The following is a 23521-nucleotide window of genomic DNA, read 5'->3' as shown; positions in this document are numbered from 1 at the left end:
TTAAACTAATGGTATAGAAAATAAATTATGAATACATGAAAAATTAATCGAATACAATGATGAGGATAATGAATCTGCTTCTTACTCTTTTTTCTGTCAAGGAAATAACTTACTGAGACTAACAGTAACAGTATTGATATCAAGGTTTTTAAGAAAGTATTTAAGAAAATTAGATGAAGAAAGGTTGAGAGAAATAAAAGCGAGCTTATGACTAATGAAATTCTGGATATTCCCATGCCCTTTTTGTAACCATAATAGGTTGAAAGTAATAAAAGAATGGAATAAGTAAATGCTATATAAACCATTAAATATCCTCCATAATCTAAAGTGATTTGATGTGAAATTTACAGGATTTCTCAAAAGAAGACGCTGTCGCTATTGCTTTGCGAGTCGGTTGATGATTGAGGAGTGGCTGTGGGAATCTGGCTCGGAGTGCTGTATTTGTATTGGTAGATAAGGCTGTTTAGGCTGTGGTCTTCCCATGCTTTGAGGCGCTTTCTCTTGAAAACAATGCCGATGAGCTGGCTGTCAGGATAGGCATAAATCTTATGGCGGGGATGATTAAAGGCTGCAAAGTCATGGAAACCGTCCTTCATCCAAAGACTAATCTCGGATTCTTCACTGTCTCGGCTGTAGCGAGCATGACTAATCTGCTGCATAGGAATGCAGTAGGTGGTAGCTGATAAGAGTCCGCTATAATGGTAGGTTACATATTCGTGGTCAAAGGAGAGGATAGTCGCATGAATGGTTAGTCTGCGAATAGCAAAGATAAGGAGCAGTGAGAAGAAAGCAGCAACTAGCAGACTAAGGACAAAGAAACTAGTGTCTTTGTAGGGGTTGGAGCTGGTCAGATAGTCTACGGCAGCTAAGACAGAAAAGCCCCCGAACCACAGAGAAATCAGGAGAAAAAGAATATTTTTCACAGGCGAATGTTTAATGGTCATCGGAGCCTCCGTTGTACAAGTCTAGTAGGAAAGGGGCAGAAGCTGCAACTTTCCTTTTTATCTATACTATACCACATTTTTTTCACTTTTTGCCTCCTATTACGAATGATAAGTTAGGAGGATATAAAATGTATAATAAAGTAATTGTAATCGGCCGGCTGACGGCTACACCTGAACTGCACAAGACTGCGAATGAAAAATCTGTGGCTCGTGCAACGGTCGCGGTTAATCGCCGTTATAAATCTCAGAGCGGTGAGCGTGAGGCGGATTTTGTAAATGTGGTTGTCTGGGGTCGTCTAGCTGAGACTTTAGCCAGCTATGCAAGTAAGGGCAGCTTGATTTCTCTGGATGGTGAGCTACGGACTCGTCGCTATGAGAAGGAGGGGGCGACTCATTATGTGACAGAGGTGCTCTGTCATAGCTTTCAGCTCTTGGAAAGTCGGGCCCAGCGCGCTCTGCGTGAAAATAATAGCGGAGCTGATTTAGCAGATTTGGTGTTGGAAGAAGAGGAACTTCCCTTTTAAGCAAGAGGCAAAGACTGGGAAATGACCTTGCTCTAAAAAATCATCATTCGGTTTTGCAGGATGCAAGATCTGTTTGACTGAAAGTCTATTTCTATCAAGCTTTTAAAAGTTTAATTATGATTGCCGAGGTGGGACCAAGAATCAAAAATCATGGATTTTTTAGATTCTGTCTCGCCTCTTTTATTATAGCCATTTCTGGAAAGATTTTGCTTTTTGGCGGCTTTGTAATATAATAATCCTATATGTTTCATAAAGGCGCTTGCGGCATAGGGGGTGGAAAATGGTATCAGCTAAGGTCAAAAAACGGATACAGCATTATCAGAAAAAGGCTCTCTGGCCGCTTTTCATTCTGCTTATCTTGAGTTTGCTTTTTGTTTATTTCAAGGGCGTTCTGCCAGATGAGAAGCAGGTCAAGATCGGGGTGACCTACATGACCATGAACAATGACTTTTACAAGACCTTAAATGCGGAGCTGGAGAAGAAAACCAACCAGCAGGGCAGCAGGCTCTACGTTCGGGATCCTGAGCTGGATGAGGGCAAGCAGAGCCAGCAGATTGACTTTTTTGTCCGAGAAAAGGTTGATGTCATTGTCATCAATCCGGTAAAAAGCAATAGTCCAAGTATTATTTCCTCTCTTCAAAAGGCCAAGAAAGCTGGGATTAAAATTATCGTAGTGGATGCGCCTATCAGTCAGGATGTAAAAGTGGATACGACCATTGTGTCTGATAACTACCAAGCAGGCGTCCTGATTGCCCAGGACATGATGAAGCGTCTGCCTTCTGCCAATATTCTCCTTCTAGAGCACCGCAATGCCGTCTCGGCCATGGACCGGATTCAGGGATTTATTGATACGATTGAAAAACAGCCTAGCTACAAGATTATTTCCCAGAAAGAAACACTAGGCCAGACTGAGGAAACCATGCCGCAGGTCAAAGGGGCTCTGGATGAAGGTTTAGACTTTAATGTAGTTATGGCGCTCAATGATCGAGCAGCCATCGGGGCCTTGGCTGCTATTAAAAATCAAGGTCTTGATAAGAAAATCTCAATCTATGGCGTGGATGGTTCACCAGATATCAAAAACTTTCTGGCTACGACTAGCGATATAGAGGGAACTGTGGCCCAATCGCCCATTCAGATGGGACGCAAGGTGGCGCAGGTAATTGAGCTGATGCAAGAGGGGAAACCCTACGACAGCCAATACCTGATTCCCGTTCACTTAGTCAACAGAGATAATATCAGCCAATACACAGTTACAGGGTGGCAATAATGAGACCTCAAAAAAGTATATTTTACAGCAAAATAGCCCTGATGGTCATCAATCTGGTTGCCATTGTCTATAATGCGTCTATCTATCTCTTTGCGACCAACTATGTAGCGGCTAAGGGTTTCAGTCACTCGCTTTTGGAGCGTTTGGATGCCATTCCGGGCTCTCCCAGCTTGATTTTCTGGGTATCAATTAGCCTCTATGGCAGTCTGCTTTTGGTCATGTACTACCGGGAGCGCCACCCCAATCAGCTGTCCGTCTATGACAAGGCGACTATTATTGAAATCCTGCTCATGCTGGTCATCTTTTCCGTCTTGCACTCGTCCTACAATGGCTTGATCCTCTTGGTGTTTGCGGATATTTTCTATGGCTCTAAGGAGTTCAATTCTTCCAAGGACAAGAAGTACTGGTTTTCTTTCATTATTTTGAGCTTTGGCATGCTGCTCTTGTCCAACTATGACCTCATGTCGCTCTTTATCAAGCTGCCTTCTCTAGATACCTATATTCGGTTTTACCCAGAGTCCGTTCGGCTGTTACTGCTTTTTGGTAAGAACTTTCTCTACTCTCTCAATATCGTTGTCTTTATGATTTCCTTGCTCTTCTATATCTTGTCGGCTATTACAGAGCGTCATCGGATTGAGGAAGAGCTGCGCATGGCTTCTCAGGCTAATCGCGAGTTGAACTCTTATCTGGCTTTGTCTGAGAAAATAGCAGAAGATCGAGAGCGGAAGCGGATTGCCAGAGAAATTCATGATACATTGGGCCATGCCCTGACGGGAATTTCAGCGGGTATTGATGCGGTCAAGGTCTTGGTTGATATTGATACCAATCGGGCTAAGGAGCAGCTCAATAATGTCTCAGTCGTCGTTCGAGACGGTATCCGTGATGTCCGAGGCTCGCTCAATAAAATGCGGCCGGGAGCTCTGGAAAATAACACTTTGAAGGAAGCTCTGATTAAGATTATCCGTGAGTATGAAGCCATCTCCAATTTGGAGATTCATCTCCGTTACGAATGGGATAATATTGACTTGGATATCGCCAAGGAAGACATTGTCTTCCGGGTGATTCAGGAGTCTATTACCAACTCTGTCCGCCATGGGCATGCCAAGACTATCTGGATTGAGTTGCTGGAGGAAGAGTCCTATGTAATGACCATTCAGGATGATGGTGTTGGTTTTGATGAACTCCACTATGGCTATGGCCTCAAGCAGATGCAGGAGCGCCTAATGATTATTGGCGGAAGCGTCCGATTTGAAAATCGGGACGGTTTCTACACGCATATCGAAATCCCAAAAATAGGAGGAAGACATGATTAAGGTTTTAATAGCAGACGATCAGGCCTTGATTCGCGAGTCTCTGCAAATCATCCTGTCTGCCCACGCAGATATTGAGGTTGTCGGGACAGTCGGAGACGGCAAGGAAGTGCTGGAAAAGCTTCATCGGGTGCGCCCAGATGTGATTTTGATGGATATTCGCATGCCAGTCATGGACGGTGTTCTCTGTACCAAGGCTGTCAAGGAGCAGTATCCAGATGTTAAGATTATCATTCTGACGACCTTTGATGACGATGAATTTATCTTCTCCGCTCTCAAATACGGTGCGTCTGGTTATATTCTCAAAGGGGTTTCGACAGAAGAACTTCACGAAGCTATTCAGACAGTCTATCGAGGCGGAGCTATGATCAATCCCAATATTGCCACCAAGGTCTTCAAAATCTTTTCACAGATGGCTCAGTCCAACTTTGCTATCACAGTGACGGAAGAAAATATAGAGGACATGAGCCGGACGGAGTGGAAGATTATCCAGCAGATTGGCTTTGGGATTTCTAATAAAGAAATTGCAGCCAAGCTCTTTCTATCAGAAGGGACAGTCCGAAATTACCTGTCAGGCATCCTAGCCAAGCTCAACTTGCGTGACCGAACCCAGCTGGCTATCTGGGCTGTGCAGACCGGAGTCACCCAGAGAGATTTTAGTAAGGAAAACGACAAATGAAGTGGAGATTGAGACATTTGGCCCTGCTGGTTGTCCTGATCATATCTGTTGCTTTGGCTTTTGTCTTTTGGGCTTCAGCTCAGGAAAAAGTCCTGCGTATCGGTGTCTATGCTGGCTCTAGCTGGGATGTGCCTAACAGCCGCGAAAACAAGGTCTTGGACAGCTTGATTAAAAAATTTGAAAAGACGCATCCTCATGTCAAGGTCGTCTATGAAAGCGGTATTCCCAAGGATGATTACGCTGACTGGCTGGCTGAGCAAGTCTTGAAAGGCGAGCAGCCAGATCTCTTTATGGTACCGGAAAACGACTTTAGCATGTTGGCTTCGACTGGCGCGCTCAAATCCTTGGATACCCTTTTAACGGATGATGAACGAAAGGCTTTTTATCCGGTGGCTTATGAAGCTGGGCAATATCAGGGAGTCAGCTATGCTCTTCCAGTTGAGAGCAATCCCATCATGATGTGTGTCAATAAAGACCTGCTTGAAAAAGAACGAATTAGCATTCCTGAGTCAGGTTGGACCCTGGCGGATTTCTATGAGATTTGCAAGAAAGTGACAAAGGATACCAATGGTGATGGTATGGTGGACCAGTACGGTATTACGGATTACACTTGGCAGCAAGCTCTGGTAGCTTATGGCGGCCATCTTACCGATAAATCCGGTATCAATGTAGACAGTTCAGAGATGCACCAAGCCTTGGCCTTTATGAGCAAGCTAGATATGCTCAGCCAGCACTATAAGGTGACTTCTAATGATTTTGATGAGGGGCGCGTGGCTTTCTATCCTATGAGTCTGGCCCAGTATCGGACCTACAAGCCCTACCCTTACCATGTTGCCAAGTATTCTAGCTTTTCTTGGACCTGTATACCGATGCCGACAGCCAATAGCCAGGTGATGGGAACGCAGGTTAAGACCTCGCTCTTTGCCATGTCTTCCAATACCAAGCAAGAGAAGCTGGCTTGGGAATTTATGCTCTTGCTGTCACAGGACAAAGAAAGTCAGCAGGCCTTGTTTGAAAAGTCGCAGGGGACCTCAGTTTTACCATCTGTAGTGAAAAGTCAACAGGCTAGAGAAATCTTACAAGCTGATGATTTTGGCTTGGATTCCTTGACTTCTGAGAGGCTAGACCACATGATGAATCGCTCTATCATTGACATCAGTCTAGAAGTAGACCGTCATACGATGGACCGGATGGACTATCTGATTCAAAATGCTATGCAGAATCAAGAGATTGACAGCGCCCTACCGAGCATTCAAAGAGAAATAGAAAGCGGAAAATAATCTGCTTTCTTTTTTATTGCTAATTAAGCCAGAAAAAAGCACAGCTGACTAGACCAATATGACAAATGTCATATTTTTCCTAACAAATGTCATCTGGGCAAAGTGACATTTGACAATATGAAACCGGTTCCATATTCTGTACAATAAAATCATCAATAAATCCTTCGTCATCTAAAGCCTGACTTGGCTAAGAAATTGAAGGATAAAGGAGGCAGGAAAGATGAAATACCTTGTACTGGTCAGCCATGGGGGACTGGCTGCAGGCGTGCAGAGTTCCTTGAAGATGTTTGCCGGAGACAAGACGGATCAGGTGATTGCGGTCGGTCTTCAGGAGGGCAAGTCAGTTGATGATTTTGCAGTTGATTTTACTCAGGCCTTGTCTGGCTTAAGCGCTGATGACAGTGTCTTAGTTCTGGCTGATATTGTAGGAGGCAGTCCTCTGACGACAGCAGCTAGCGTCTTAGCTGACATGGGTAAGCTCGACTCAGCAGTTATCTTGGGCGGTTTGAACCTGACCATGGGACTGACTGGCTTGGTTATGAAAGACATCTTAGACGGAAAAGAGCTGGCTCAGGCCATCCTTTCCGAGGCCACAGCTGCTTTGCAGGAATTTGAAGTCGTAAGTGATGCAGCTGACGAAGATGATGACGACATTTAGTGCTTCCACCATATATTATAAAAGATAAAAGGAGATTTTAAAGATGACAGTATCATTTGTACGGATTGACGACCGCATGATCCACGGTCAAACAGTCACTCGCTGGGCTAAGGAATATCCTTGTGATGGCCTGATTGCAGTTAATAATGCTGCGGCAGGAAACAAGGTTTTGATTCAGGCCTACAAGGGAGCTTCTGACAAGAAGACTTTTGTTTGGACCAAGGAAGCCTTCAAGGAAAAATCAGGCAAGGTCACAGAGTCAGACAGTCGCTATTTCCTCATTACAAAAAATCCCGTGGACATGAAGGAAATCCTAGTAGATCAAGGTTTTGTACCTGGGGATGTTAAGGAAATCATCGTCGGTCCTGCTAATGACCGTCCGGGAGCTGTTAAGCTGGGCAACAACCAGTCCATAACTCAGGAAGAGGCAGAAGCGATTGAAGCGATTGAAAAAGCTGGCTACAAAGTCAAATTCCAGCTCTTGCCTGATGTTTCCATCGGTTACTGGAGCGATTTCAAGTCTAAATTTGGTTTTTAATTACAATAATGAAAAGGAGAGTCTATTATGACAATTTCTTGGCTGCAAGCCGCTTTACTGGGATTATTTGCATGTCTGTCATCTATGCCTGGTTTGGGTGGTACATCTATTGGTAACTATACATTAGGACGTCCCTTAGTAGGAGGTTTAATATCTGGTCTTATCTTAGGAGATATTAAGCTCGGTATTGTTTGTGGAGTTGCTATGCAATTGGTTTACATCGCTTTGGTCACTCCTGGTGGTACTGTCTCTGCTGATGTGCGAGCTGTTTCTTACATCGGGATTCCACTTGCTATGGTTGCCATTAAGACACAAGGTTTAACTTTAGATTCTGCTGATGCAGCAAATCTTGCAAAATCAATGGGAACTCTAGTAGGAACAGTTGGTACAGTACTCTTCTATGGTACAGCAACTATGAATCTGCTTTGGCAGCATATTGGTTGGAAAGCAGTAGAAAAAAAGGATTTTAAAAAGCTATATGTAGTCGATTGGGGTTTCCCTTGGATTTCACACTTGGTTTTTTCATTCCTTCCTACACTCATCATGTGTAAACTAGGTGCTGAGGCTGTAACAACTTTGAAATCAGCTCTACCGTTGGATGGAATTCCTATGAAAACTCTCTTTACAGTTGGCTCACTTCTTCCGTGTGTCGGAATCGCTATCCTTTTAAAACAAATTGTTGAAAAAGCTGTTGATTTCATTCCTTTCTTTGTCGGTTTTACATTGGCAGCTTCTCTGGGTCTGAATCTTGTTTCTTGTGCTGTTGTTTCTCTGATTTTCGCTGTTCTGTTTTATGAAATTCAAATGGCTAAAAATATAAGAGCGCAAGCTACTGCGGGAACAAATGCAGATTTTGTTGAAGACGATGATGAGGAGGATATTTAAGATGGTGAAATTAACGAGAAAAACTTTAGGCAAATCTTTCCATCATTGGTACTATGGGAATCTAACCTGTTTTTCACAAGAACACATGCAGACCTTTGGTTATTTAGCTTCTATGTTACCAGTGGTGGAGGAGCTTTATAAGGATAAAGAAGAGCAGGCAAAGGCTATGCAAACATATACTGCTTTCTTTAATACAGAACCTCAGCTGGGAGCTTTGATTGTTGGGATTACAGCTGGTCTTGAAGAAGCACGTGCCAATGGTGCTGATGGAGTTGATGATGAAACTATAAATGGACTGCGGGCTGGTCTTATGGGACCGGTTGCAGGTATTGGGGATTCCCTTATTGTTGGTACTTTGATTCCGATTATTCTAGGAATTGCCCTAGGACTCTCTAATGGCGGTTCACCTCTAGGTGCAATTTTCTACATCGTAGTATGGAATTTACTTGCCTATGCAGGTATGAAATTTGCCTATTTCAAAGGTTATGAATTAGGTGATAAGGCTGTTGAATTTTTGGTAGGCCCTCAAGGACAGGCTATCCGTAAATCAGTATCTATCGTTGGTGGTATGGTTATCGGAGCAGTTGCTGCTACTTGGGTTCCAGTAAAAACGGCTTTCCAATTGAAAGATTCATCTGGTAAAGCATTTTTGGTCATGCAAGATCAGTTAGATGGTGTCTACCCTGGTCTCTTGACAGCACTCTTTATCGTCTTCTGTTGGTGGCTGATGGCGAAGAAAAACTTTTCTCCAATCAAAGTTATGCTCATCCTCGTTGTAGTTGCTTTTGTTGGTGTATTAGTTGGTTTCTTCAACCCAGGATTGAAATATTAAAAGGAGAAGATCATGACAGAACAAGAATTGATTCAAGGCTATGAAACAGAAATTCACTACCAGAAGCATATGATTGAAAATCTAGGACGCTGGTTCAGTCTCTTCTTTGCCATTGCCAGCATCGGTCTTGTTCTGATTTATCTCTTTCATGAGACCAATCTCCTAGCACTGATTGCAGGAATCGTCCTAGCTCTACTTGGTATCTTAGCCATGCTTTTGTTTGGCTATGGTATCTATAGAGGACGCCTAAATCTGCAAAAAGTGATTGATGATTTTGAAGCAAAACTAAAACTTGCAAGATAGACATTCCCCCCTAAAGACAAGTCTGAGAGGATTTTAGCTCGGACTTGTTTTTCTTTGACTTTAGGAGCAAGTAAAGCAAAAAAATAAAATTTTTCTTTCATCTAGCCGTTTTTTTTCTTGACTATTTCTGACCAAGTGATAAAATAATAACTATAGATTAGCACTCGATAGTTTAGAGTGCTAAAAATTCAATCTTTGGAGGAAAACTATGTTAAAACCATTAGGAGACCGTGTGGTCTTGAAAGTAGAAGAAAAAGAGCAGAAAGTTGGCGGATTTGTTATTGCAGGCAACGGCCAAGCAGCGACTAAGACAGCTGAAGTTGTAGCAGTCGGACAAGGTATTCGTACTTTGAACGGTGAGCTGGTAGCCCTGAGCGTTAAGGAAGGGGACAAGGTTCTCGTAGAAAATCACGCAGGCGTGGAAGTCAAGGACGGAGATGAAGCTTATCTCTTAGTCAGTGAAGCCAATATTCTAGCAGTTGTCGAGTAAGATTAGAAGAGAGGAATAATAAAATGGCAAAAGATATTAAATTTTCAGCAGATGCAAGAAGCAGTATGGTTCGTGGAGTTGACATCTTAGCAAATACTGTCAAGGTGACTTTGGGCCCTAAAGGCCGCAATGTCGTTTTGGAAAAATCCTTTGGTTCACCTCTTATCACCAATGACGGTGTGACCATTGCTAAGGAAATCGAACTGGAAGATCATTTTGAAAATATGGGCGCTAAGCTAGTGTCAGAAGTTGCTTCAAAGACCAACGATATCGCTGGTGATGGGACAACAACAGCAACTGTTTTGACACAGGCTATCGTTCGCGAGGGAATTAAGAATGTTACAGCTGGTGCTAATCCAATTGGTATCCGCCGCGGGATTGAAGCAGCCGTTGCGACAGCTGTTGAGGCCCTGAAATCTAACTCAGTTCCAGTTTCTAACAAGGAAGCTATTGCTCAGGTTGCTGCCGTTTCTTCTCGCAGCGAGAAAGTCGGTGAATATATCTCAGAAGCTATGGAAAAAGTTGGAAATGACGGCGTTATTACTATCGAAGAGTCCAAAGGGATGGAAACTGAGCTGGATGTAGTTGAGGGGATGCAGTTTGACCGCGGCTACCTGTCTCAATATATGGTAACTGACAATGAAAAAATGGTAGCCGAACTGGACAATCCTTACATCTTGATTACTGACAAGAAAATTTCTAACATTCAAGAGATTCTGCCATTATTGGAAAATATCTTGAAGACCAATCGTCCGCTTTTGATTGTCGCAGATGATGTAGATGGTGAAGCTCTGCCAACGCTGGTTCTTAACAAGATTCGCGGAACCTTTAATGTCGTAGCTGTTAAGGCACCAGGCTTTGGCGATCGTCGTAAGGCTATGTTGGAAGACATCGCTATCTTGACGGGCGGTACAGTGATTACAGATGATCTCGGCCTAGAGCTCAAAGACGCTACGATTGAAGCGCTTGGACAAGCTTCTAAAGTCACTGTTGATAAAGACAGCACTGTGATTGTAGAAGGTTCTGGTAATCCTGAAGCCATTGCTAACCGTGTGGCAGTCATTAAGTCACAGATTGAAAGTAGCACTTCTGAGTTTGACCGTGAAAAACTGCAAGAACGTCTGGCTAAATTGTCTGGTGGTGTAGCTGTGATTAAGGTCGGAGCTGCAACCGAAACAGAACTCAAAGAAATGAAACTCCGCATCGAAGATGCCCTTAATGCAACCCGTGCAGCGGTAGAAGAAGGAATCGTCTCAGGTGGTGGTACGGCCTATATCAATGTACTGGACGCTGTCGCAGGTCTTGAGTTGGCAGGGGATGAAGCGACTGGTCGTAACATCGTTCTCCGCGCCTTGGAAGAGCCCGTTCGTCAAATCGCTCTGAATGCAGGCTTTGAAGGTTCAATCGTCATTGACCGTCTGAAAAACTCTGAAGTTGGTACAGGCTTTAATGCCGCGACTGGCGAATGGGTTAACATGATTGAGGCAGGAATCATTGACCCAGTTAAGGTGACCCGTTCAGCCTTGCAAAATGCTGCTTCTGTTGCCAGTCTTATCTTGACAACCGAAGCAGTAGTGGCTAATCAACCAGAACCAGCAAGCCCAGCTCCAGCTATGGATCCAGGCATGATGGGCGGTATGATGTAGAAAATAATGAGATTATATATTTCTACAAATTAGATATAATCTTTATCTTATATTTATCAATTAGAAAACTGAGCAGATTTGTTCAGTTTTTTTATTGCGACTAGTTATGTAGCAAGCATTAATAATTATGCTTATTTTTAAAAACAAATTTATATATATGAATATTTATGGTCATATAATTCATATTTGTTCATTTATTATGCAGGCAAATATTACATTTTTGTTTCAAGAAAATACAAGGAGATGACGGAGGAAACGGTTTTCAATTCTTATATGACAAGGTTTTTGGAGAAATAAACTGGTTTACACATTGTCGACAAAAGCTGAACTGGTAAAGGTAAATAGTTGACTTATAGTCAATCGTATGCTAGTCTAATATATGTAGTATATTGGAAATGTAAAGAAATTTTAATATTTTTACATATTCAATAAAAAGGAAAAAAGGAAAAAAACGGAGGGATTATTTATGAAAAGAATATCTCATACTATTGCGCGCTTTTTCTCAGTAGCCTTTGTGCTCCTCTTTAGCCTGTTTTCTAGCAGTCAATCTGCCAGAGCTAACACGGTAGACGATGTTATCACCTCAGTAAATGTTTACAATCAAAAGGGTGAAGAACTGACTGACGGCCTTTCCCCTTGGGAAAAATTCCAAATTGACGCAAACTTTGCCTTTAATTATGGCAAGGTTCAGCCAGGAGATACTACGACCATTGGACTTCCTGCTGAATTTGCCTTGGAGGGAGCTGATTTTGAAGTCAAAGATGATGACGGCAATCTCGTAGCGACAGCTGTTGTTGATGCAAGCTCTAAACAGCTTACACTGACCTATACAGACTATGTCCTGACTCGCTCTCATATTGAAGGGAAAGTTCATCTTTTAGCTCGCGTTGATCATACAGTAGCTAGAGATAAAGGCTCTATTCCTCTGAAACTTATCGTTGGCAAGAAGATTGTTGAGTATGGAAAAATTGACTACAAAGGTCTTCCTGGCCAAGCAACTCCTTATACTTTCATAAAATATGGCTGGAATAATGCGGATAATATCAAGAGCATTACTTACAGCCTGAATATCAACCAACAAAATCAAGAATTGGATAATGTTGTTATTTCAGATACTCTGGGCTTTAATACCGGAGAAATTGATCTCAACAGCTTCCAAATTCTTAAAGGCTCATGGGTTGTTGACCCGGCTGATAACTCTTACCGACTAAGCCAGCAACGCGAGGATGTGACAGCAAATTATACGATTAATCTTGCTGCTGACAAGCGTTCCTTTACCATTAACATGGGGCATATTGGTGCCAATGAAGGCTTCTATGTTCGCTATCGTGTCAACTTCCCTACAGTTCCGACTGATGGAACAGTCTTCCCGAACGAAGCAATCATGCGAGCAGATAATATCGAAGAGCAAAAATCTTCAGTTGCTGTCCGCTACCAACGTGCAAACGGCTATGCACATGGGGATGTCTACGGTGTGCAGGTGACTAAAAAAGACGAAGCTGGTAAAGCCCTAGCAGGTGCTGAATTCACATTATACGATGAAGATGGTGTGACAATTGTTCAAAAAGCAACTAGTGATGCTAACGGGATTGCTTCTTTCAGCAACTTGATTAAGGAGCATTATCTGATTAAGGAAACCAAGGCACCAGAAGGTTACCAACTGTCAGATGAAGAGATTCAGGTCAATGCGGCTCAGCTCAAGAATTATGGTTCTGGTATTATTTACAAAGACTTTACCAACCGTAAGGCATTGATTACTGCTTCAGGTACCAAGACTTGGAATGATGATAACGATAAAGATGGCAAACGCCCAGACAAGATTACCGTTCGTCTCTATGCAAATGGCACTGAAGTCGCTCATAAAGAAGTTGGTCCGAATGATAAGGGTGAGTGGAAGTATGAGTTCACTGACTTGCCAGCGACTGGTGAAGATGGAAAAGATATTGTCTACTCAGTTACTGAAGACCGTGTTTATGGTTATACAGCTACTGTTGATGGTATGAACATTACCAATACACCAGTTCCAGGAGTTCCGCAACCGCCGAAACCTAGCTCGGACAATAGCTCTAAGAGCAGCAGTAGTAGTTCTAGCTCTAGCTCAAGTAGCAGTAGCACGACTCCTAGCTCAAGCAGCACTACAGGAAGCACTGTTGTGATCATCGAATCAGACAATGGTACTGGCGGAGGAAATGCCTCTAATGTTGGAACCAAGAAAGTTCTCCCTAAAGCGGGTGAGAATGCTAGCTGGATCATGATTGCTGCTGGAGTAGCTCTAGTAGGCTTGGTAGGCTTCATTGTCTTCCGTGCTAAGAAGAAATAAATTTCATCTCTGTTCCTTTGAGGGACAGAGATTTTTTACTCCAAACCCGGATTAGCAGTGGTCGCTTTTTAGAAAGAAGAAATAAGAATGTTTTTTACAATCAGTCACTATCTTGTATCCTTTTGTTAATCAAGACTGTGATGTTCCGTAATATAGTTGTTTTAAAATAAAAAGCAACTAAGATGTTTCCTAGAACAAATTAGTTGCTCAGAACTACGGGGAAGACCGCTTTGATGTGCAAGCGTGAGGTACATCAAAACTTGATATATATAATCTTTCTTAATTCCTAAACCAAAAAAATTATAAGACATCCTTAGGAATATGCTCGGTGTGTGATCATCTTTATCAGGTTTTCGTCAAATATATTTTGCTTCAATCTTCTCTCGTAGTTTTTTCTATGCGATGCCCCTCCTTTCTTGTGTCTAAAGGAAGGGGATTTTTTTGTGGAAAATCTACTTTGAATTTAAGGAGATGATTGAGCTGAAAAAAGCGGGATTAAATAAACAAAAAAGCCCTGAAACCAAGGCTTTTTCTTATCTATTTCTATGCCCCCTGCATGAATTTGTAAGAACTTTTCATATTGAAAATAAACAAAAATGTTGAAATATAGCTGATTTTAGGGAAATACTTTTAGGTATTTTCAATGTCAGGATTTAAAAATGGGGCAAAAGTGGGGCAAAAACAAATTAACGAAAAAAATATCGAGTTCGTGCATCAAGTAAATGATAAATTGCAAGAATAAGTGCAACATTTACTCGAACTCATCCTCTAGAGCTTCACTAGCAGTTCTGTAAGCTAAACATTTTCGTGGTCGGTGATTGATATCATATAAAGCCTTGGTTCCCAAAGCTTTTTTATGTTATAAACTCATTAAAAGAACCCCCAGTTAGATTTGGAATATTTTTTATTCTGTGTCACATAAAAATAAATAAAATGAATGGCTATAGCTAGAGCTAAAATGGTTGTTATACTCACTACTATTATAGGATTAGAAGCAAAGATTAAAGAGAGAATCAAGGCAGCCAGATAGAGTGTCGCTTGGACACAGTAGTAACTTTTCGAATAGCGAAGATAGTGTTTGTTATAGGGTCCATTTACTAGGACAGCAGCTTGAAAGAGGCCAAATCCGATATAAGAGAAGATGGTTGCAAAGAGACGATTAGCTTCAGGATTCAGAAGAAAACTCATCGATACAGTCATCATCATAAGTCCAATGAAAATAGGATAGTGACTGTAAATTAGAAATAGTCCCTTTTGATTAGATTTTTCATCAATAGCATGGTCGAATTGACCAAAATAAAACAAGAACAGAGAAAGCATAATAATGAAATAAAGAACCGAATAAATCGAGAAATTCTCGATTGTAAAGAAGTTAGCTAGTTCCATAATCATCTCTCCAAACATAATAATGACAAGAAGGGAGATGCGCTCGATTAAATGGGGGAGATTTACCTGGTAATGCTTATCTTTATTAAGCAAGATACTTGGCATAATAAATGTTAGCAGAATACTAGCAAATAAGATATAGACTCTAAGGTAAATAGGAAGAAGAGCTGCTAGATAGAATCCTAAACTTCCTAGACCTGTTATCCATAGAAAACCTTTGATACTTTCCCGATTAGCATCATCGGTTGATTTTCTAAAAAATTCAACCAAATATTGAAAAAATAAGGTAAGGGTTAATGTACCAATAGCCCAACAGAGATAATGAAAATATTGTTGCCAATCAGGTCCAATCATATTGGCTATAAAGAGTAAAATTCCCATTTTGATAAACATGATTACTATGTTAAATAAAGAGTTCTTTCCATAGCGATTGGTATAATCGGTTTGAATCATCCAGGAATCGATGAGAAACAAAGTAGCAATGAAAAAATCAAGGAAAGAATTCCAAGTCAAAATACCGTTATGAAGATGGTCAATTAAAGTAGTTACTTTTGAAATTGCAAAAACAAAAACTAAGTCATAAAAAAGTTCTGAAAATTCTACACGTTTATGTTTAATAAGAGTTGTCATCTTAAGACCTTTCTATTTTAGAAGTACAATTTATTATAACAGAAAATGGTAATGAGAGAAAAGGAGATGCTTAAATAACTTCATGTGACGCGAATTGTCAAAACCTTGGAGCACATTTACCTCATGTACCAACTCACAGGCAGAGTGTTTGATGATTGATAATGAAGAATAAGATTTTACAATAGAAAAGCGAGGATATCCTCGCTTTTTTTATTTAATCTAATAGCTCCTTATTTTCAATTAAGAGCTCTAGTGGAGATTTATCTCTTGCTTCAATAAAACCAGGTTCATATTGGGTATGAAGTGTTCTTTTCTGAGAAGTTGGATCAATATACAACTCTTTTCCATCTTCTGTGTATAGTTGGTTGCCTCTTGTTAGGTAAAGAGACGAAAAAGCTGAGAATATGATTTCCCAGCTTTTTTGAATGCGATAGAAATAGCAACTAGACTATTTACGAAAGGCCTCAATAATGTAGGTGAAGCCAGTAACTAAAAATGAAAAGGCAATGACATAAACGACAAAGACACCTGTAGCCACTGGATTGAACAGAATCACTAGACCTAGTAAAAATTCAAGCAAGGCTACCCACATGATATTGCTACCAATAATAGGGAAAATCAATCCTAGACGATTGCCTTTAAAGAAAGCAATAATGGCTTCTACAATTAACCAAATTCCTACAATGGTCGGAATGACGACCGGCAGGGTCACAAAGCCATAAGCAACGAGGTAAAGAGCTAAGAGAAGACTAACAAATCCTTGGAAAAGATAAACAGGTGAGCGAAGCTCTTTTGGTGCAGAGAAATAGCCTAAAATAGCTGCTATAGAAGAAACCAGTAAACCAAATGAAATCCACCAGCTGTAAGCAACAAGATTAGCTACTGGGTTTGTAAATAGGAAAAGTCCTAAAAGGACAAAAACAACTCCTGCAAGGAATAGCAGTAAACGATTAGAAAATTTCATTTCAATACCCCCTATATAGTATAATTTGCTAATAAAACTATTGTACTTATTTTTATAGAAAATGTCAATAAAATAAATAAACAATTTGGAAGTTTCAGTCTGACTTACAAAAAGAAAAGGAGTTTTCACTCCTTTTCACAGATTGAAGACAAAGTCCTTATAAAAGTGTCTTCTAAAGATTTTAACTTCAATCTGAAGCGAGGTTATCCTCGCTTTAGATTAACAGTTATCTGGGATACAGACACTGGTTCCCTAAGACGACTTTTTAAAAATCTGAAACAGGCAATAAGTACAAGAGTTGATTCATTTGAAATATATGATAACGTACGAGATGATGTCTTTACTTTAGCTAAAGTTTTTAATGAGTATGATTCGCTCAATATTATATTTTTCCAATTATCTACTTATGGAGGTGAACAATTGATTCGAATTGATTTCAATCCTAATACTTTAAAAGAATTTGGTGGAATGAAAGTATGGAGACAATTAATTTAATTAGTAACAAAGAATTAATTGAAATGGGCTATCGCCCTCATACAGCAAATGATATCATTCATCAGGCAAGAGAATTACTTGTCTCACGAGGCTATACATTTTATAATCGCAAACGTTTGATGGTTGTTCCAAAAAGTGTTGTAAATGAGATTCTAGGAACTGAGGTGGCGTAATATGGCAAGTGTTCGTTATCGAAAGCGAGGAGATAGTAATTTATGGACCTATGAAATTCGTAGCGAAGGGAAAACTGTTGTTCATAATAGCGGTTTTAAAACAAAAAAACTTGCAGAGTCAGAAGCTGAACCGATTCTGCAAGAACTTCGTTTAGGAAAAAGAATTTCTAGAGATATTTCTCTTGTAGATCTGTATCAAGAATGGCTTGAACTAAAAATTCTACCGAGTAGTAGGTCGGAAGAGACAAAGAAAAAATATCTTCTCCGTAAAAACACAATTGAAAGATTATTTGGAAATAAAAAAGTCACTCAAATTCGTGCGAGTGAATACCAAAGAATTATGAATAAGTATGGACAAACAGTTGGTAGAAATTTTCTTGGTAGATTGAATACTGGGATTCATCAGAGCATCCAAATGGCAATTGCAGACAAAGTTCTAATAGATGATTTTACACAACATGTCGAGTTATTTTCATCCAAAGAACAACAGATGACAGAAGAGAAATATTTACATACAGAAAAGGACTATCTGGATTTACTTTTAGCAGTAAAGAGAAAATTTGATTACCAACGTTCAATTGTTCCTTATATTGTCTATTTTCTATTAAAAACAGGCATGAGGTTTGGAGAGTTAATAGCGTTAACTTGGAATGAAGTTGACTTTGACAGAGGACTGCTAAAAACATATAGGAGGTTTAATACCCTTTCTCATAAATTTGTCCCTCCAAAAAATAAAACGTCTATTCGGATGGTACCGATAGACGAAGAATGTATTAAGATATTACAAGTCCTAAAAATTGAACAGGAGAAGGCTAATAAAGAGCTAGGAATCAAGAATAGGTATAAAATGATTTTTCAGCATTATGGATATATTCACTTGGTACCAGATATTGCAAGTGTCAATAAAGCTTTGAGTGTTCTTTTAAATGAATTAGATATTTATCCAATTATCACGACAAAAGGAGCACGTCATACCTATGGAAGCTACCTCTGGCACAAAGGATTTGACCTTGGAGTTATTGCAAAAATTCTAGGGCATAGAGATATTTCAATGTTAGTAGAAGTATATGGACACACTTTAGAAGAGAAAATTTTTGAAGAATTTAATCAAATTAGAGATGTTTGGAAAGATTGCTCATAAAAAAATGTGGGGCAAATGATGGGGCAAATCAGTTATAGACAAGCAAAAAAGCCTTATAAATCAAGGCTTTTTCCTGTTGATTTAGATGCCCCCTGCAGGGATCGAACCTGCGACCCACGGATTAAGAGTCCGCTGCTCTGCCAGCTGAGCTAAGGAGGCAATAGAAAAAGCTGTATTGGTGCCGGACCTTCACGATTTGTATTGAACCCGCGCAATTAAGCAGGTGGGCAACTCGCTCTAACTGAAGCTGCTTCCGCGTGACACGGCTTGCATGCTGTTAGAAGTCTTTTGTTTCCCTAATAATACAAAAAATAGTCGGTCAACACTTAAGTGTGAAGTCGTACACCACAGCGTTTCTATAATTATAATACCATAAATTTTGAAAAATTCAAGAGAAAAATGTGATTTTTTGCAAACGATGTCATCATTTTTTTAAGTCATCAATCTTATCCTTGGTCATTCCAAGGGCTCGCTCGTATTTGCCATTCTCATTAGGAGTGAAATAATTGGCATCTTTAATCTTGTCAGGCAGATAGTCCTGCTTGACCCAATTGCCAGGATAGGAGTGAGGGTAGAGATAGTCCTGTGCGTTGCCCAATTCCTTGCTGCCGGCATAGTGACCGTCTCGTAAGTGTCGGGGGATGGGCAGATTTCCATTCTTTCGTAAGTCAGCTAGGGCCTTGTCCATGGCCAGATAGGCTGAGTTGGACTTGGGCGATAGAGCCAAATCAATGACAATATTGGCAATGAGGATACGGGCTTCAGGAAAACCGATCCGCTGAGCTGCTTCCAGAGCTGTAACGGTATGAACTTGAGCGTCTGGATTTGCCAGACCAATATCTTCGTAAGCAATAACGGTCAAGCGTCGAGCTAGGCTAGGCAGGTCCCCTGCCTCAACGAGCCGAGCTGCGTAGTGGAGACTGGCATTGACATCGGAGCCACGGATGGACTTCTGTAGGGCAGAGAGGGCATCGTAATGGCCATCCCCGTCCTTATCCATGGTGATGTAGCTCTTTTGCAGGCTGTTTTCCATGACATCAAGCGTGATGTGGCGAATACCCTTGCCATCTTCTGGGGTAGAGAGTACGGCTAGGTCCAGTGAATTATAGGCGGAGCGCAGGTCTCCGTTGGTAGAGAAGGCAATGAAATCCAGAGCCTCATCATCTAGCTCTACTGGAAAATCAAATCCTCGCTCCATATCCGTCAAGGCTAGCTGAATGGCTGTCCGGATGTCGTCGTTGCTGAGGGGCTCTAGCTCAAATATCTGAACCCGGCTTCTGATAGCAGGGGTGACAGAAAAGAAAGGATTTTCTGTCGTCGCACCAATCATGATGACCAGACCACTTTCTAATAGTGGCAGCAGGAAGTCTTGCTTGGTCTTGTCCAAGCGGTGAATCTCATCCAGCAGGAGCACCAGTCCGCCGGAAAATTTAGCCTCTTCAGCGATTTCCTGCAGGCGTTTCTTGCTATCTACGGTGGCATTAAAGGTCCGAAAGGCGAATTTGGTTGTGCCGGCAATAGCCGAGGCGATAGAGGTCTTGCCGATGCCGGGTGGTCCGTAGAGGATCATCGAGGACAGGCGGTTAGCTTCAACCATGCGACGGATGATTTTTCCAGGTCCGACCAGATGCTGCTGGCCGATGATCTGATCAATGTCAGTAGGCCGCATGCGCAGGGCTAGGTTTTCTGGCATAAGATTTCCTTTCTGCAAGTGTTTTTCTTGGCTTTTTGTGTTACTATTGTAGATAGTAATATTTTATCACAATGAAAAGAGGAAATCATGGCTAAGTACGGTTTTTTGGAGATATTGGACGAGGAAATGGGGAAGAGCTTTCCTTTTGACTATGAGATAAACTGGGACAAGAAGAATCACGCGGTGGAAGTAGCCTTTCTCCTTGAGGTGCAAAATTCAGGCGGGATTGAGACGGTTGATGCTGAGGGCAATGCTTCGGCTGAGGATATTTACTTTGAGGAAGCCGTGCTTTTCTACAATCCGGCCAAGTCTCGTTTTGAGGCCGAGGACTATCTGGCTGCCCTGCCCTATGAGCCTAAGAAGGGCCTGTCACGGGAGTTTCTAGCTTATTTCGTGGATTTCCTAACCCAAACGGCTGAGTCTGGTCTCGATGCACTCATGGACTTTTTAGCAGATCCAGAGGCAGCAGAGTTTGAGATGGCTTGGAATGCAGAGGCTTTTGAAAATGGCAGAGCTGAGTTGATTGAGACGGATTTTTATCCTTATCCGAGGTATTAGGAGGCGCTGATGGCGGATGCAGAAGGACTAGATTTGCTGCACAAACAGATGGAATTTTCAGGCTGCAAGATTGCCTTGCTCTGTGATGATAAGCTACTGACTATCTTGCGAGACGATATTTCAACCATTCCTTGGCCCAATATGTGGGAGCTGCCGGGCGGTGGCCGAGAGGACGAGGAGACACCTTTTGAATGCGTCCAACGAGAGGTTTTTGAAGAGCTTGGTTTGAAGCTTGAAGAAGCGGATATTCTCTGGGCCAAGGAATATCAAGGAATGCTTGATCCAGACGAAACTTCTATTTTTATGGTGGGAACCATCACTCAGGAAGATTTTGCCAGTATCGTCTTTGGTGATGAGGGCCAGGCTTATCAGATGATGGATGTGAGCCAGTTTTTAGCAGCTGCCAAGGTTATTCCGCAGCTGCAGAGCAGGTTGAGAGATTATTTGGAGGTGCAAGCATGATTCATATTGAGCGGGCAGGAGCTGAGGATTTGGAAACCATTATTGCCATTCAGCGAGCGAGTTTTAAGGCTGTTTATGAGAAATATCAGGATCAATACGACCCCTATCTGGAGGAGAAAGAGCGGATTCGCTGGAAGCTGGTTGAGCGGCCCAATAGTTTTTATTATTTTGTCAAAGACGACGAGAAGATTCTGGGCTTTATTCGCTTGAATACAAATGACGAACAGACAGCAGGCTGGATTGGAACCGTAGCGATTTTGCCAGAGTACCAGAATAAAGGATATGGTTCTGAAGGCCTTGGTCTGATTGAGGAGAAATTCTCCACCGTTATCAGATGGGATTTGTGTACGGTTTTCCAAGACAAAGGTATGGTAGCTTTTTATGAGAAAAACGGCTATCATCAGACCCATACGGAGCCCGAAAAAGAGGGCATGGATATGCTTTACATGACGAAGACAATGAAATAAACAAAGAAAGGATTGTTCAGTTAAATTTCTAAACTGAACACACCCTAAACACTGTGCAAAAAGATAAGGTTCTCTTAGACGCAAGCGTCATTAGAGAATTTCCTATTTTGGCTTTGTGTTTTACGGGCTTGGTATCTTAATGATGGACAATTGGCAGGAATTAACGATTGAAGTGAAGCGTGAGGCGGAGGAAGCAGCCTCGAATATTCTGATTGAGCTGGGCAGTCAGGGCGTGGCTATCGATGACAGCGCAGATTATCTGGGGCAGGTTGACCAGTATGGTGAGCTTTTTCCAGAAGTGGAGCAGAGCGATCGGGTCAAGATTACCGGCTACTACCCGGATTCGGTGGATATAGAGGCTGTTGCGGCCCAGGCCAATGAGCGTCTGGCTGAGCTGGATGGCTTCGGATTGGAGACGGGAGATATTCAGCTGACTCGGCAGGAACTGGCTGAGGAAGATTGGGCGGACAACTGGAAGAAGTACTTTGAGCCGGCTCGGATCACCCACGACTTGACTATTGTGCCGTCCTGGACGGAGTATGAAGCGACAGCTGTTGAGAAGATTATCAAGCTAGATCCTGGCATGGCTTTTGGTACGGGCACTCACCCGACGACCAAGATGAGCCTCTTTGCGCTGGAGCAGGTCTTGCGAGGCGGAGAAACAGTGTTGGATGTAGGCACAGGCAGCGGCGTCCTCTCCATTGCTAGCTCTCTCTTAGGCGCTAAGGACATCTATGCCTATGATTTAGACGAGGTGGCGGTGCGCGTAGCCCAGGAGAATATTGAGCTCAATCCTGGTATGGAGAACATTCATGTGGCGCCGGGGGATCTTCTCCGAGGCGTAGAAATTGAGGCGGATGTCATTGTTGCCAACATTTTGGCCGATATTCTCATCCATCTGACAGAGGATGCCTACCGTCTGGTCAAGGATGAGGGCTATCTGATTATGAGTGGGATTATTTCTGAGAAGTGGGAAATGGTGCGCGAGTCAGCAGAAACGGCAGGATTTTTCTTGGAAACGCATATGATTCAGGGCGAATGGAATGCCTGTGTCTTTAAGAAAACGCAGGACATTTCAGGTGTGATAGGTGGTTAGATGCAGCAGTATTTTATAAAAGGAAATCCTCAGTCTCCTCTGGTGGTCACAGACAAGGATACGGCCAAACACATGTTTTCGGTCATGCGGCTCAAAGAGGGCGACCAAGTCACACTGGTCTTTGATGATGGCGTGAAACGGCTGGCTCGGGTATTGGACCCCAACCAGCAGAGCTTGGAAATCGTGGAGGAGCTAGCGGACAATACCGAGCTGCCGGTTCAAGTGACCATTGCTTCGGGTTTTCCCAAAGGCGATAAGTTGGAATTTATCACTCAAAAGGCAACGGAGCTAGGAGCCAGTGCTATCTGGGCCTTTCCAGCTGACTGGTCGGTGGCCAAGTGGGATGGTAAAAAGCTGGCCAAAAAGAGTGAAAAACTGGAGAAAATTGCTCAGGGAGCAGCTGAGCAGAGCAAGCGCAATCTGATTCCAGAAGTTCGGCTTTTTGAAAAAAAATCAGATTTTTTGAATCAGCTGGCTCAATTTGGCACAATCGTTGTAGCCTATGAAGAATCGGCCAAAGCAGGAGAATCTGCAGCTCTAGTCCGGGCTCTGTCAGGCTTGGAAGCCGGCGCAAAAGTTCTCTTTATCTTCGGACCGGAGGGCGGTTTATCGCCAGAGGAAATAGTAGCCTTTGGCCAAGCAGGGGCAGTCTCCGCTGGTCTAGGTCCACGTATCCTGCGGGCTGAAACCGCTCCGCTTTATGCCTTGACAGCAGTCAGTGTTTTGTCGGAATTGAGCAAGGACAGTCTTTAAAAAGCAAAATCAGCAGCCAAAATAGCT

Annotated in this window: 24 protein-coding genes, 1 tRNA gene and 1 pseudogene; 21 read left to right on the top strand and 5 right to left on the bottom strand. The window is 42.2% G+C overall.

The window, feature by feature from the left end; all coding sequences use genetic code 11:
* Positions 1-356 precede the first annotated feature (356 nt).
* Positions 357-944: a hypothetical protein gene (locus J1C77_RS10720; protein ID WP_002923054.1), complete on the bottom strand. Its 588-nt coding sequence runs from the start codon at positions 942-944 to the stop codon at positions 357-359.
* Positions 945-1072: 128 nt separating this feature from the next.
* Here J1C77_RS10720 and J1C77_RS10715 point away from each other — a divergent pair, with 128 nt between their 5' ends.
* From J1C77_RS10715 to J1C77_RS10655, 13 genes are all read left to right on the top strand, one after another.
* Positions 1073-1468 carry a single-stranded DNA-binding protein gene (locus J1C77_RS10715; RefSeq protein ID WP_002896737.1) on the top strand — a complete coding sequence of 132 codons (396 nt, stop codon included), beginning with the start codon at positions 1073-1075 and terminating at the stop codon, positions 1466-1468.
* A 280-nt stretch (positions 1469-1748) separates the two neighbouring features.
* Positions 1749-2735, top strand: coding sequence for a substrate-binding domain-containing protein (locus J1C77_RS10710; protein ID WP_002923055.1), 987 nt, complete (start codon positions 1749-1751; stop codon positions 2733-2735).
* Positions 2735-4048 (top strand): sensor histidine kinase, encoded by a 1314-nt coding sequence (locus tag J1C77_RS10705; protein WP_002896734.1) that lies wholly within the window; start codon positions 2735-2737, stop codon positions 4046-4048. The genes J1C77_RS10710 and J1C77_RS10705 overlap by 1 nt, the downstream gene beginning before the upstream one ends.
* Positions 4041-4724 (top strand): response regulator transcription factor, encoded by a 684-nt coding sequence (locus J1C77_RS10700; protein ID WP_002911094.1) that lies wholly within the window; start codon positions 4041-4043, stop codon positions 4722-4724. The genes J1C77_RS10705 and J1C77_RS10700 overlap by 8 nt, the downstream gene beginning before the upstream one ends.
* Positions 4721-6004 (top strand): ABC transporter substrate-binding protein, encoded by a 1284-nt coding sequence (locus J1C77_RS10695; protein ID WP_002923057.1) that lies wholly within the window; start codon positions 4721-4723, stop codon positions 6002-6004. Before J1C77_RS10700 ends, J1C77_RS10695 begins: the two co-directional genes overlap by 4 nt.
* Before the next feature lie 220 nt (positions 6005-6224).
* Positions 6225-6662 (top strand): PTS sugar transporter subunit IIA, encoded by a 438-nt coding sequence (locus tag J1C77_RS10690; protein ID WP_002923058.1) that lies wholly within the window; start codon positions 6225-6227, stop codon positions 6660-6662.
* 43 nt (positions 6663-6705) lie between these two features.
* Positions 6706-7200, top strand: coding sequence for a PTS system mannose/fructose/N-acetylgalactosamine-transporter subunit IIB (locus tag J1C77_RS10685; RefSeq protein ID WP_002896729.1), 495 nt, complete (start codon positions 6706-6708; stop codon positions 7198-7200).
* Positions 7201-7227: 27 nt separating this feature from the next.
* Positions 7228-8085 (top strand): PTS mannose/fructose/sorbose/N-acetylgalactosamine transporter subunit IIC, encoded by an 858-nt coding sequence (locus J1C77_RS10680; RefSeq protein WP_004189597.1) that lies wholly within the window; start codon positions 7228-7230, stop codon positions 8083-8085.
* 1 nt (position 8086) lies between these two features.
* Positions 8087-8917: a PTS system mannose/fructose/sorbose family transporter subunit IID gene (locus J1C77_RS10675; RefSeq protein ID WP_002923061.1), complete on the top strand. Its 831-nt coding sequence runs from the start codon at positions 8087-8089 to the stop codon at positions 8915-8917.
* Positions 8918-8929: 12 nt separating this feature from the next.
* A complete protein-coding gene (locus J1C77_RS10670) occupies positions 8930-9220 on the top strand; it encodes a hypothetical protein (RefSeq protein WP_002901670.1) in 291 nt (96 codons plus the stop codon).
* Positions 9221-9428: 208 nt separating this feature from the next.
* Positions 9429-9710 carry a co-chaperone GroES gene (gene groES, locus J1C77_RS10665; RefSeq protein ID WP_002898579.1) on the top strand — a complete coding sequence of 94 codons (282 nt, stop codon included), beginning with the start codon at positions 9429-9431 and terminating at the stop codon, positions 9708-9710.
* Positions 9711-9733: 23 nt separating this feature from the next.
* A complete protein-coding gene (groL, locus tag J1C77_RS10660) occupies positions 9734-11356 on the top strand; it encodes a chaperonin GroEL (RefSeq protein ID WP_002896724.1) in 1623 nt (540 codons plus the stop codon).
* 466 nt (positions 11357-11822) lie between these two features.
* Positions 11823-13676, top strand: coding sequence for a Cna B-type domain-containing protein (locus tag J1C77_RS10655; protein WP_002923063.1), 1854 nt, complete (start codon positions 11823-11825; stop codon positions 13674-13676).
* Between the two features lie 870 nt (positions 13677-14546).
* Here the strand turns inward: J1C77_RS10655 and J1C77_RS10650 are convergent.
* Positions 14547-15692, bottom strand: a complete 1146-nt coding sequence (locus J1C77_RS10650; protein WP_002923068.1) for a low temperature requirement protein A — start codon at positions 15690-15692, stop codon at positions 14547-14549.
* 448 nt (positions 15693-16140) lie between these two features.
* Complete coding sequence (locus J1C77_RS10645; protein ID WP_032915554.1) at positions 16141-16656, bottom strand: DUF308 domain-containing protein; 516 nt, start codon at positions 16654-16656, stop codon at positions 16141-16143.
* 216 nt (positions 16657-16872) lie between these two features.
* Here J1C77_RS10645 and J1C77_RS10640 point away from each other — a divergent pair.
* The 3 genes and pseudogenes from J1C77_RS10640 to J1C77_RS10630 form a co-directional block, all read left to right on the top strand.
* Positions 16873-17148, top strand: a pseudogene (locus J1C77_RS10640) (replication initiator protein); the annotation flags it as partial.
* Complete coding sequence (locus J1C77_RS10635) at positions 17133-17324, top strand: DUF3173 domain-containing protein (RefSeq protein WP_002911105.1); 192 nt, start codon at positions 17133-17135, stop codon at positions 17322-17324. The pseudogene J1C77_RS10640 and the gene J1C77_RS10635, both read left to right, overlap by 16 nt.
* 1 nt (position 17325) lies before the next feature.
* The gene (locus tag J1C77_RS10630; RefSeq protein WP_002911106.1) at positions 17326-18465 is read left to right on the top strand and encodes a site-specific integrase; all 1140 of its coding nucleotides are present in this window, start codon (positions 17326-17328) and stop codon (positions 18463-18465) included.
* Positions 18466-18551: 86 nt separating this feature from the next.
* Here the strand turns inward: J1C77_RS10630 and J1C77_RS10625 are convergent.
* Both J1C77_RS10625 and J1C77_RS10620 read right to left on the bottom strand, forming a co-directional pair.
* Positions 18552-18624, bottom strand: a tRNA-Lys gene (locus tag J1C77_RS10625).
* A gap of 265 nt (positions 18625-18889) precedes the next feature.
* On the bottom strand, positions 18890-20158 hold the full coding sequence (locus tag J1C77_RS10620; protein ID WP_002903461.1) for a replication-associated recombination protein A: 1269 nt from the start codon (positions 20156-20158) through the stop codon (positions 18890-18892).
* An 87-nt stretch (positions 20159-20245) separates the two neighbouring features.
* Between J1C77_RS10620 and J1C77_RS10615 the strand changes: the two genes are divergently transcribed.
* The 5 genes from J1C77_RS10615 to J1C77_RS10595 all read left to right on the top strand — a co-directional run bounded on the left by J1C77_RS10615 (position 20246) and on the right by J1C77_RS10595 (position 23494).
* A complete protein-coding gene (locus J1C77_RS10615; protein ID WP_002903459.1) occupies positions 20246-20716 on the top strand; it encodes a DUF3013 family protein in 471 nt (156 codons plus the stop codon).
* Between the two features lie 9 nt (positions 20717-20725).
* Complete coding sequence (locus J1C77_RS10610; RefSeq protein ID WP_002914469.1) at positions 20726-21178, top strand: NUDIX hydrolase; 453 nt, start codon at positions 20726-20728, stop codon at positions 21176-21178.
* The gene (locus J1C77_RS10605) at positions 21175-21645 is read left to right on the top strand and encodes a GNAT family N-acetyltransferase (RefSeq protein WP_002914468.1); all 471 of its coding nucleotides are present in this window, start codon (positions 21175-21177) and stop codon (positions 21643-21645) included. Before J1C77_RS10610 ends, J1C77_RS10605 begins: the two co-directional genes overlap by 4 nt.
* 142 nt (positions 21646-21787) lie before the next feature.
* Entirely contained in the window at positions 21788-22741 is a 954-nt protein-coding gene (prmA, locus tag J1C77_RS10600) for a 50S ribosomal protein L11 methyltransferase (protein ID WP_032908271.1), read from the top strand.
* Positions 22742-23494 carry a 16S rRNA (uracil(1498)-N(3))-methyltransferase gene (locus J1C77_RS10595; protein WP_002923072.1) on the top strand — a complete coding sequence of 251 codons (753 nt, stop codon included), beginning with the start codon at positions 22742-22744 and terminating at the stop codon, positions 23492-23494.
* The last annotated feature ends 27 nt before the right edge of the window (positions 23495-23521 follow it).

The sequence above is a fragment of the Streptococcus sanguinis genome, from assembly GCF_050223295.1.
Lineage (GTDB): Bacteria > Bacillota > Bacilli > Lactobacillales > Streptococcaceae > Streptococcus > Streptococcus sanguinis_X.
This window is presented reverse-complemented; position numbering and strand designations above follow the sequence as displayed.

Coding starts and splice junctions, on each gene's coding strand:
- J1C77_RS10720 (WP_002923054.1), bottom strand. CDS start 944: ATGACCATTAAACATTCGCCTGTGAAAAATATTCTTTTTCTCCTGATT.
- J1C77_RS10715 (WP_002896737.1), top strand. CDS start 1,073: ATGTATAATAAAGTAATTGTAATCGGCCGGCTGACGGCTACACCTGAA.
- J1C77_RS10710 (WP_002923055.1), top strand. CDS start 1,749: ATGGTATCAGCTAAGGTCAAAAAACGGATACAGCATTATCAGAAAAAG.
- J1C77_RS10705 (WP_002896734.1), top strand. CDS start 2,735: ATGAGACCTCAAAAAAGTATATTTTACAGCAAAATAGCCCTGATGGTC.
- J1C77_RS10700 (WP_002911094.1), top strand. CDS start 4,041: ATGATTAAGGTTTTAATAGCAGACGATCAGGCCTTGATTCGCGAGTCT.
- J1C77_RS10695 (WP_002923057.1), top strand. CDS start 4,721: ATGAAGTGGAGATTGAGACATTTGGCCCTGCTGGTTGTCCTGATCATA.
- J1C77_RS10690 (WP_002923058.1), top strand. CDS start 6,225: ATGAAATACCTTGTACTGGTCAGCCATGGGGGACTGGCTGCAGGCGTG.
- J1C77_RS10685 (WP_002896729.1), top strand. CDS start 6,706: ATGACAGTATCATTTGTACGGATTGACGACCGCATGATCCACGGTCAA.
- J1C77_RS10680 (WP_004189597.1), top strand. CDS start 7,228: ATGACAATTTCTTGGCTGCAAGCCGCTTTACTGGGATTATTTGCATGT.
- J1C77_RS10675 (WP_002923061.1), top strand. CDS start 8,087: ATGGTGAAATTAACGAGAAAAACTTTAGGCAAATCTTTCCATCATTGG.
- J1C77_RS10670 (WP_002901670.1), top strand. CDS start 8,930: ATGACAGAACAAGAATTGATTCAAGGCTATGAAACAGAAATTCACTAC.
- groES (WP_002898579.1), top strand. CDS start 9,429: ATGTTAAAACCATTAGGAGACCGTGTGGTCTTGAAAGTAGAAGAAAAA.
- groL (WP_002896724.1), top strand. CDS start 9,734: ATGGCAAAAGATATTAAATTTTCAGCAGATGCAAGAAGCAGTATGGTT.
- J1C77_RS10655 (WP_002923063.1), top strand. CDS start 11,823: ATGAAAAGAATATCTCATACTATTGCGCGCTTTTTCTCAGTAGCCTTT.
- J1C77_RS10650 (WP_002923068.1), bottom strand. CDS start 15,692: ATGACAACTCTTATTAAACATAAACGTGTAGAATTTTCAGAACTTTTT.
- J1C77_RS10645 (WP_032915554.1), bottom strand. CDS start 16,656: ATGAAATTTTCTAATCGTTTACTGCTATTCCTTGCAGGAGTTGTTTTT.
- J1C77_RS10635 (WP_002911105.1), top strand. CDS start 17,133: ATGGAGACAATTAATTTAATTAGTAACAAAGAATTAATTGAAATGGGC.
- J1C77_RS10630 (WP_002911106.1), top strand. CDS start 17,326: ATGGCAAGTGTTCGTTATCGAAAGCGAGGAGATAGTAATTTATGGACC.
- J1C77_RS10620 (WP_002903461.1), bottom strand. CDS start 20,158: ATGCCAGAAAACCTAGCCCTGCGCATGCGGCCTACTGACATTGATCAG.
- J1C77_RS10615 (WP_002903459.1), top strand. CDS start 20,246: ATGGCTAAGTACGGTTTTTTGGAGATATTGGACGAGGAAATGGGGAAG.
- J1C77_RS10610 (WP_002914469.1), top strand. CDS start 20,726: ATGGCGGATGCAGAAGGACTAGATTTGCTGCACAAACAGATGGAATTT.
- J1C77_RS10605 (WP_002914468.1), top strand. CDS start 21,175: ATGATTCATATTGAGCGGGCAGGAGCTGAGGATTTGGAAACCATTATT.
- prmA (WP_032908271.1), top strand. CDS start 21,788: ATGGACAATTGGCAGGAATTAACGATTGAAGTGAAGCGTGAGGCGGAG.
- J1C77_RS10595 (WP_002923072.1), top strand. CDS start 22,742: ATGCAGCAGTATTTTATAAAAGGAAATCCTCAGTCTCCTCTGGTGGTC.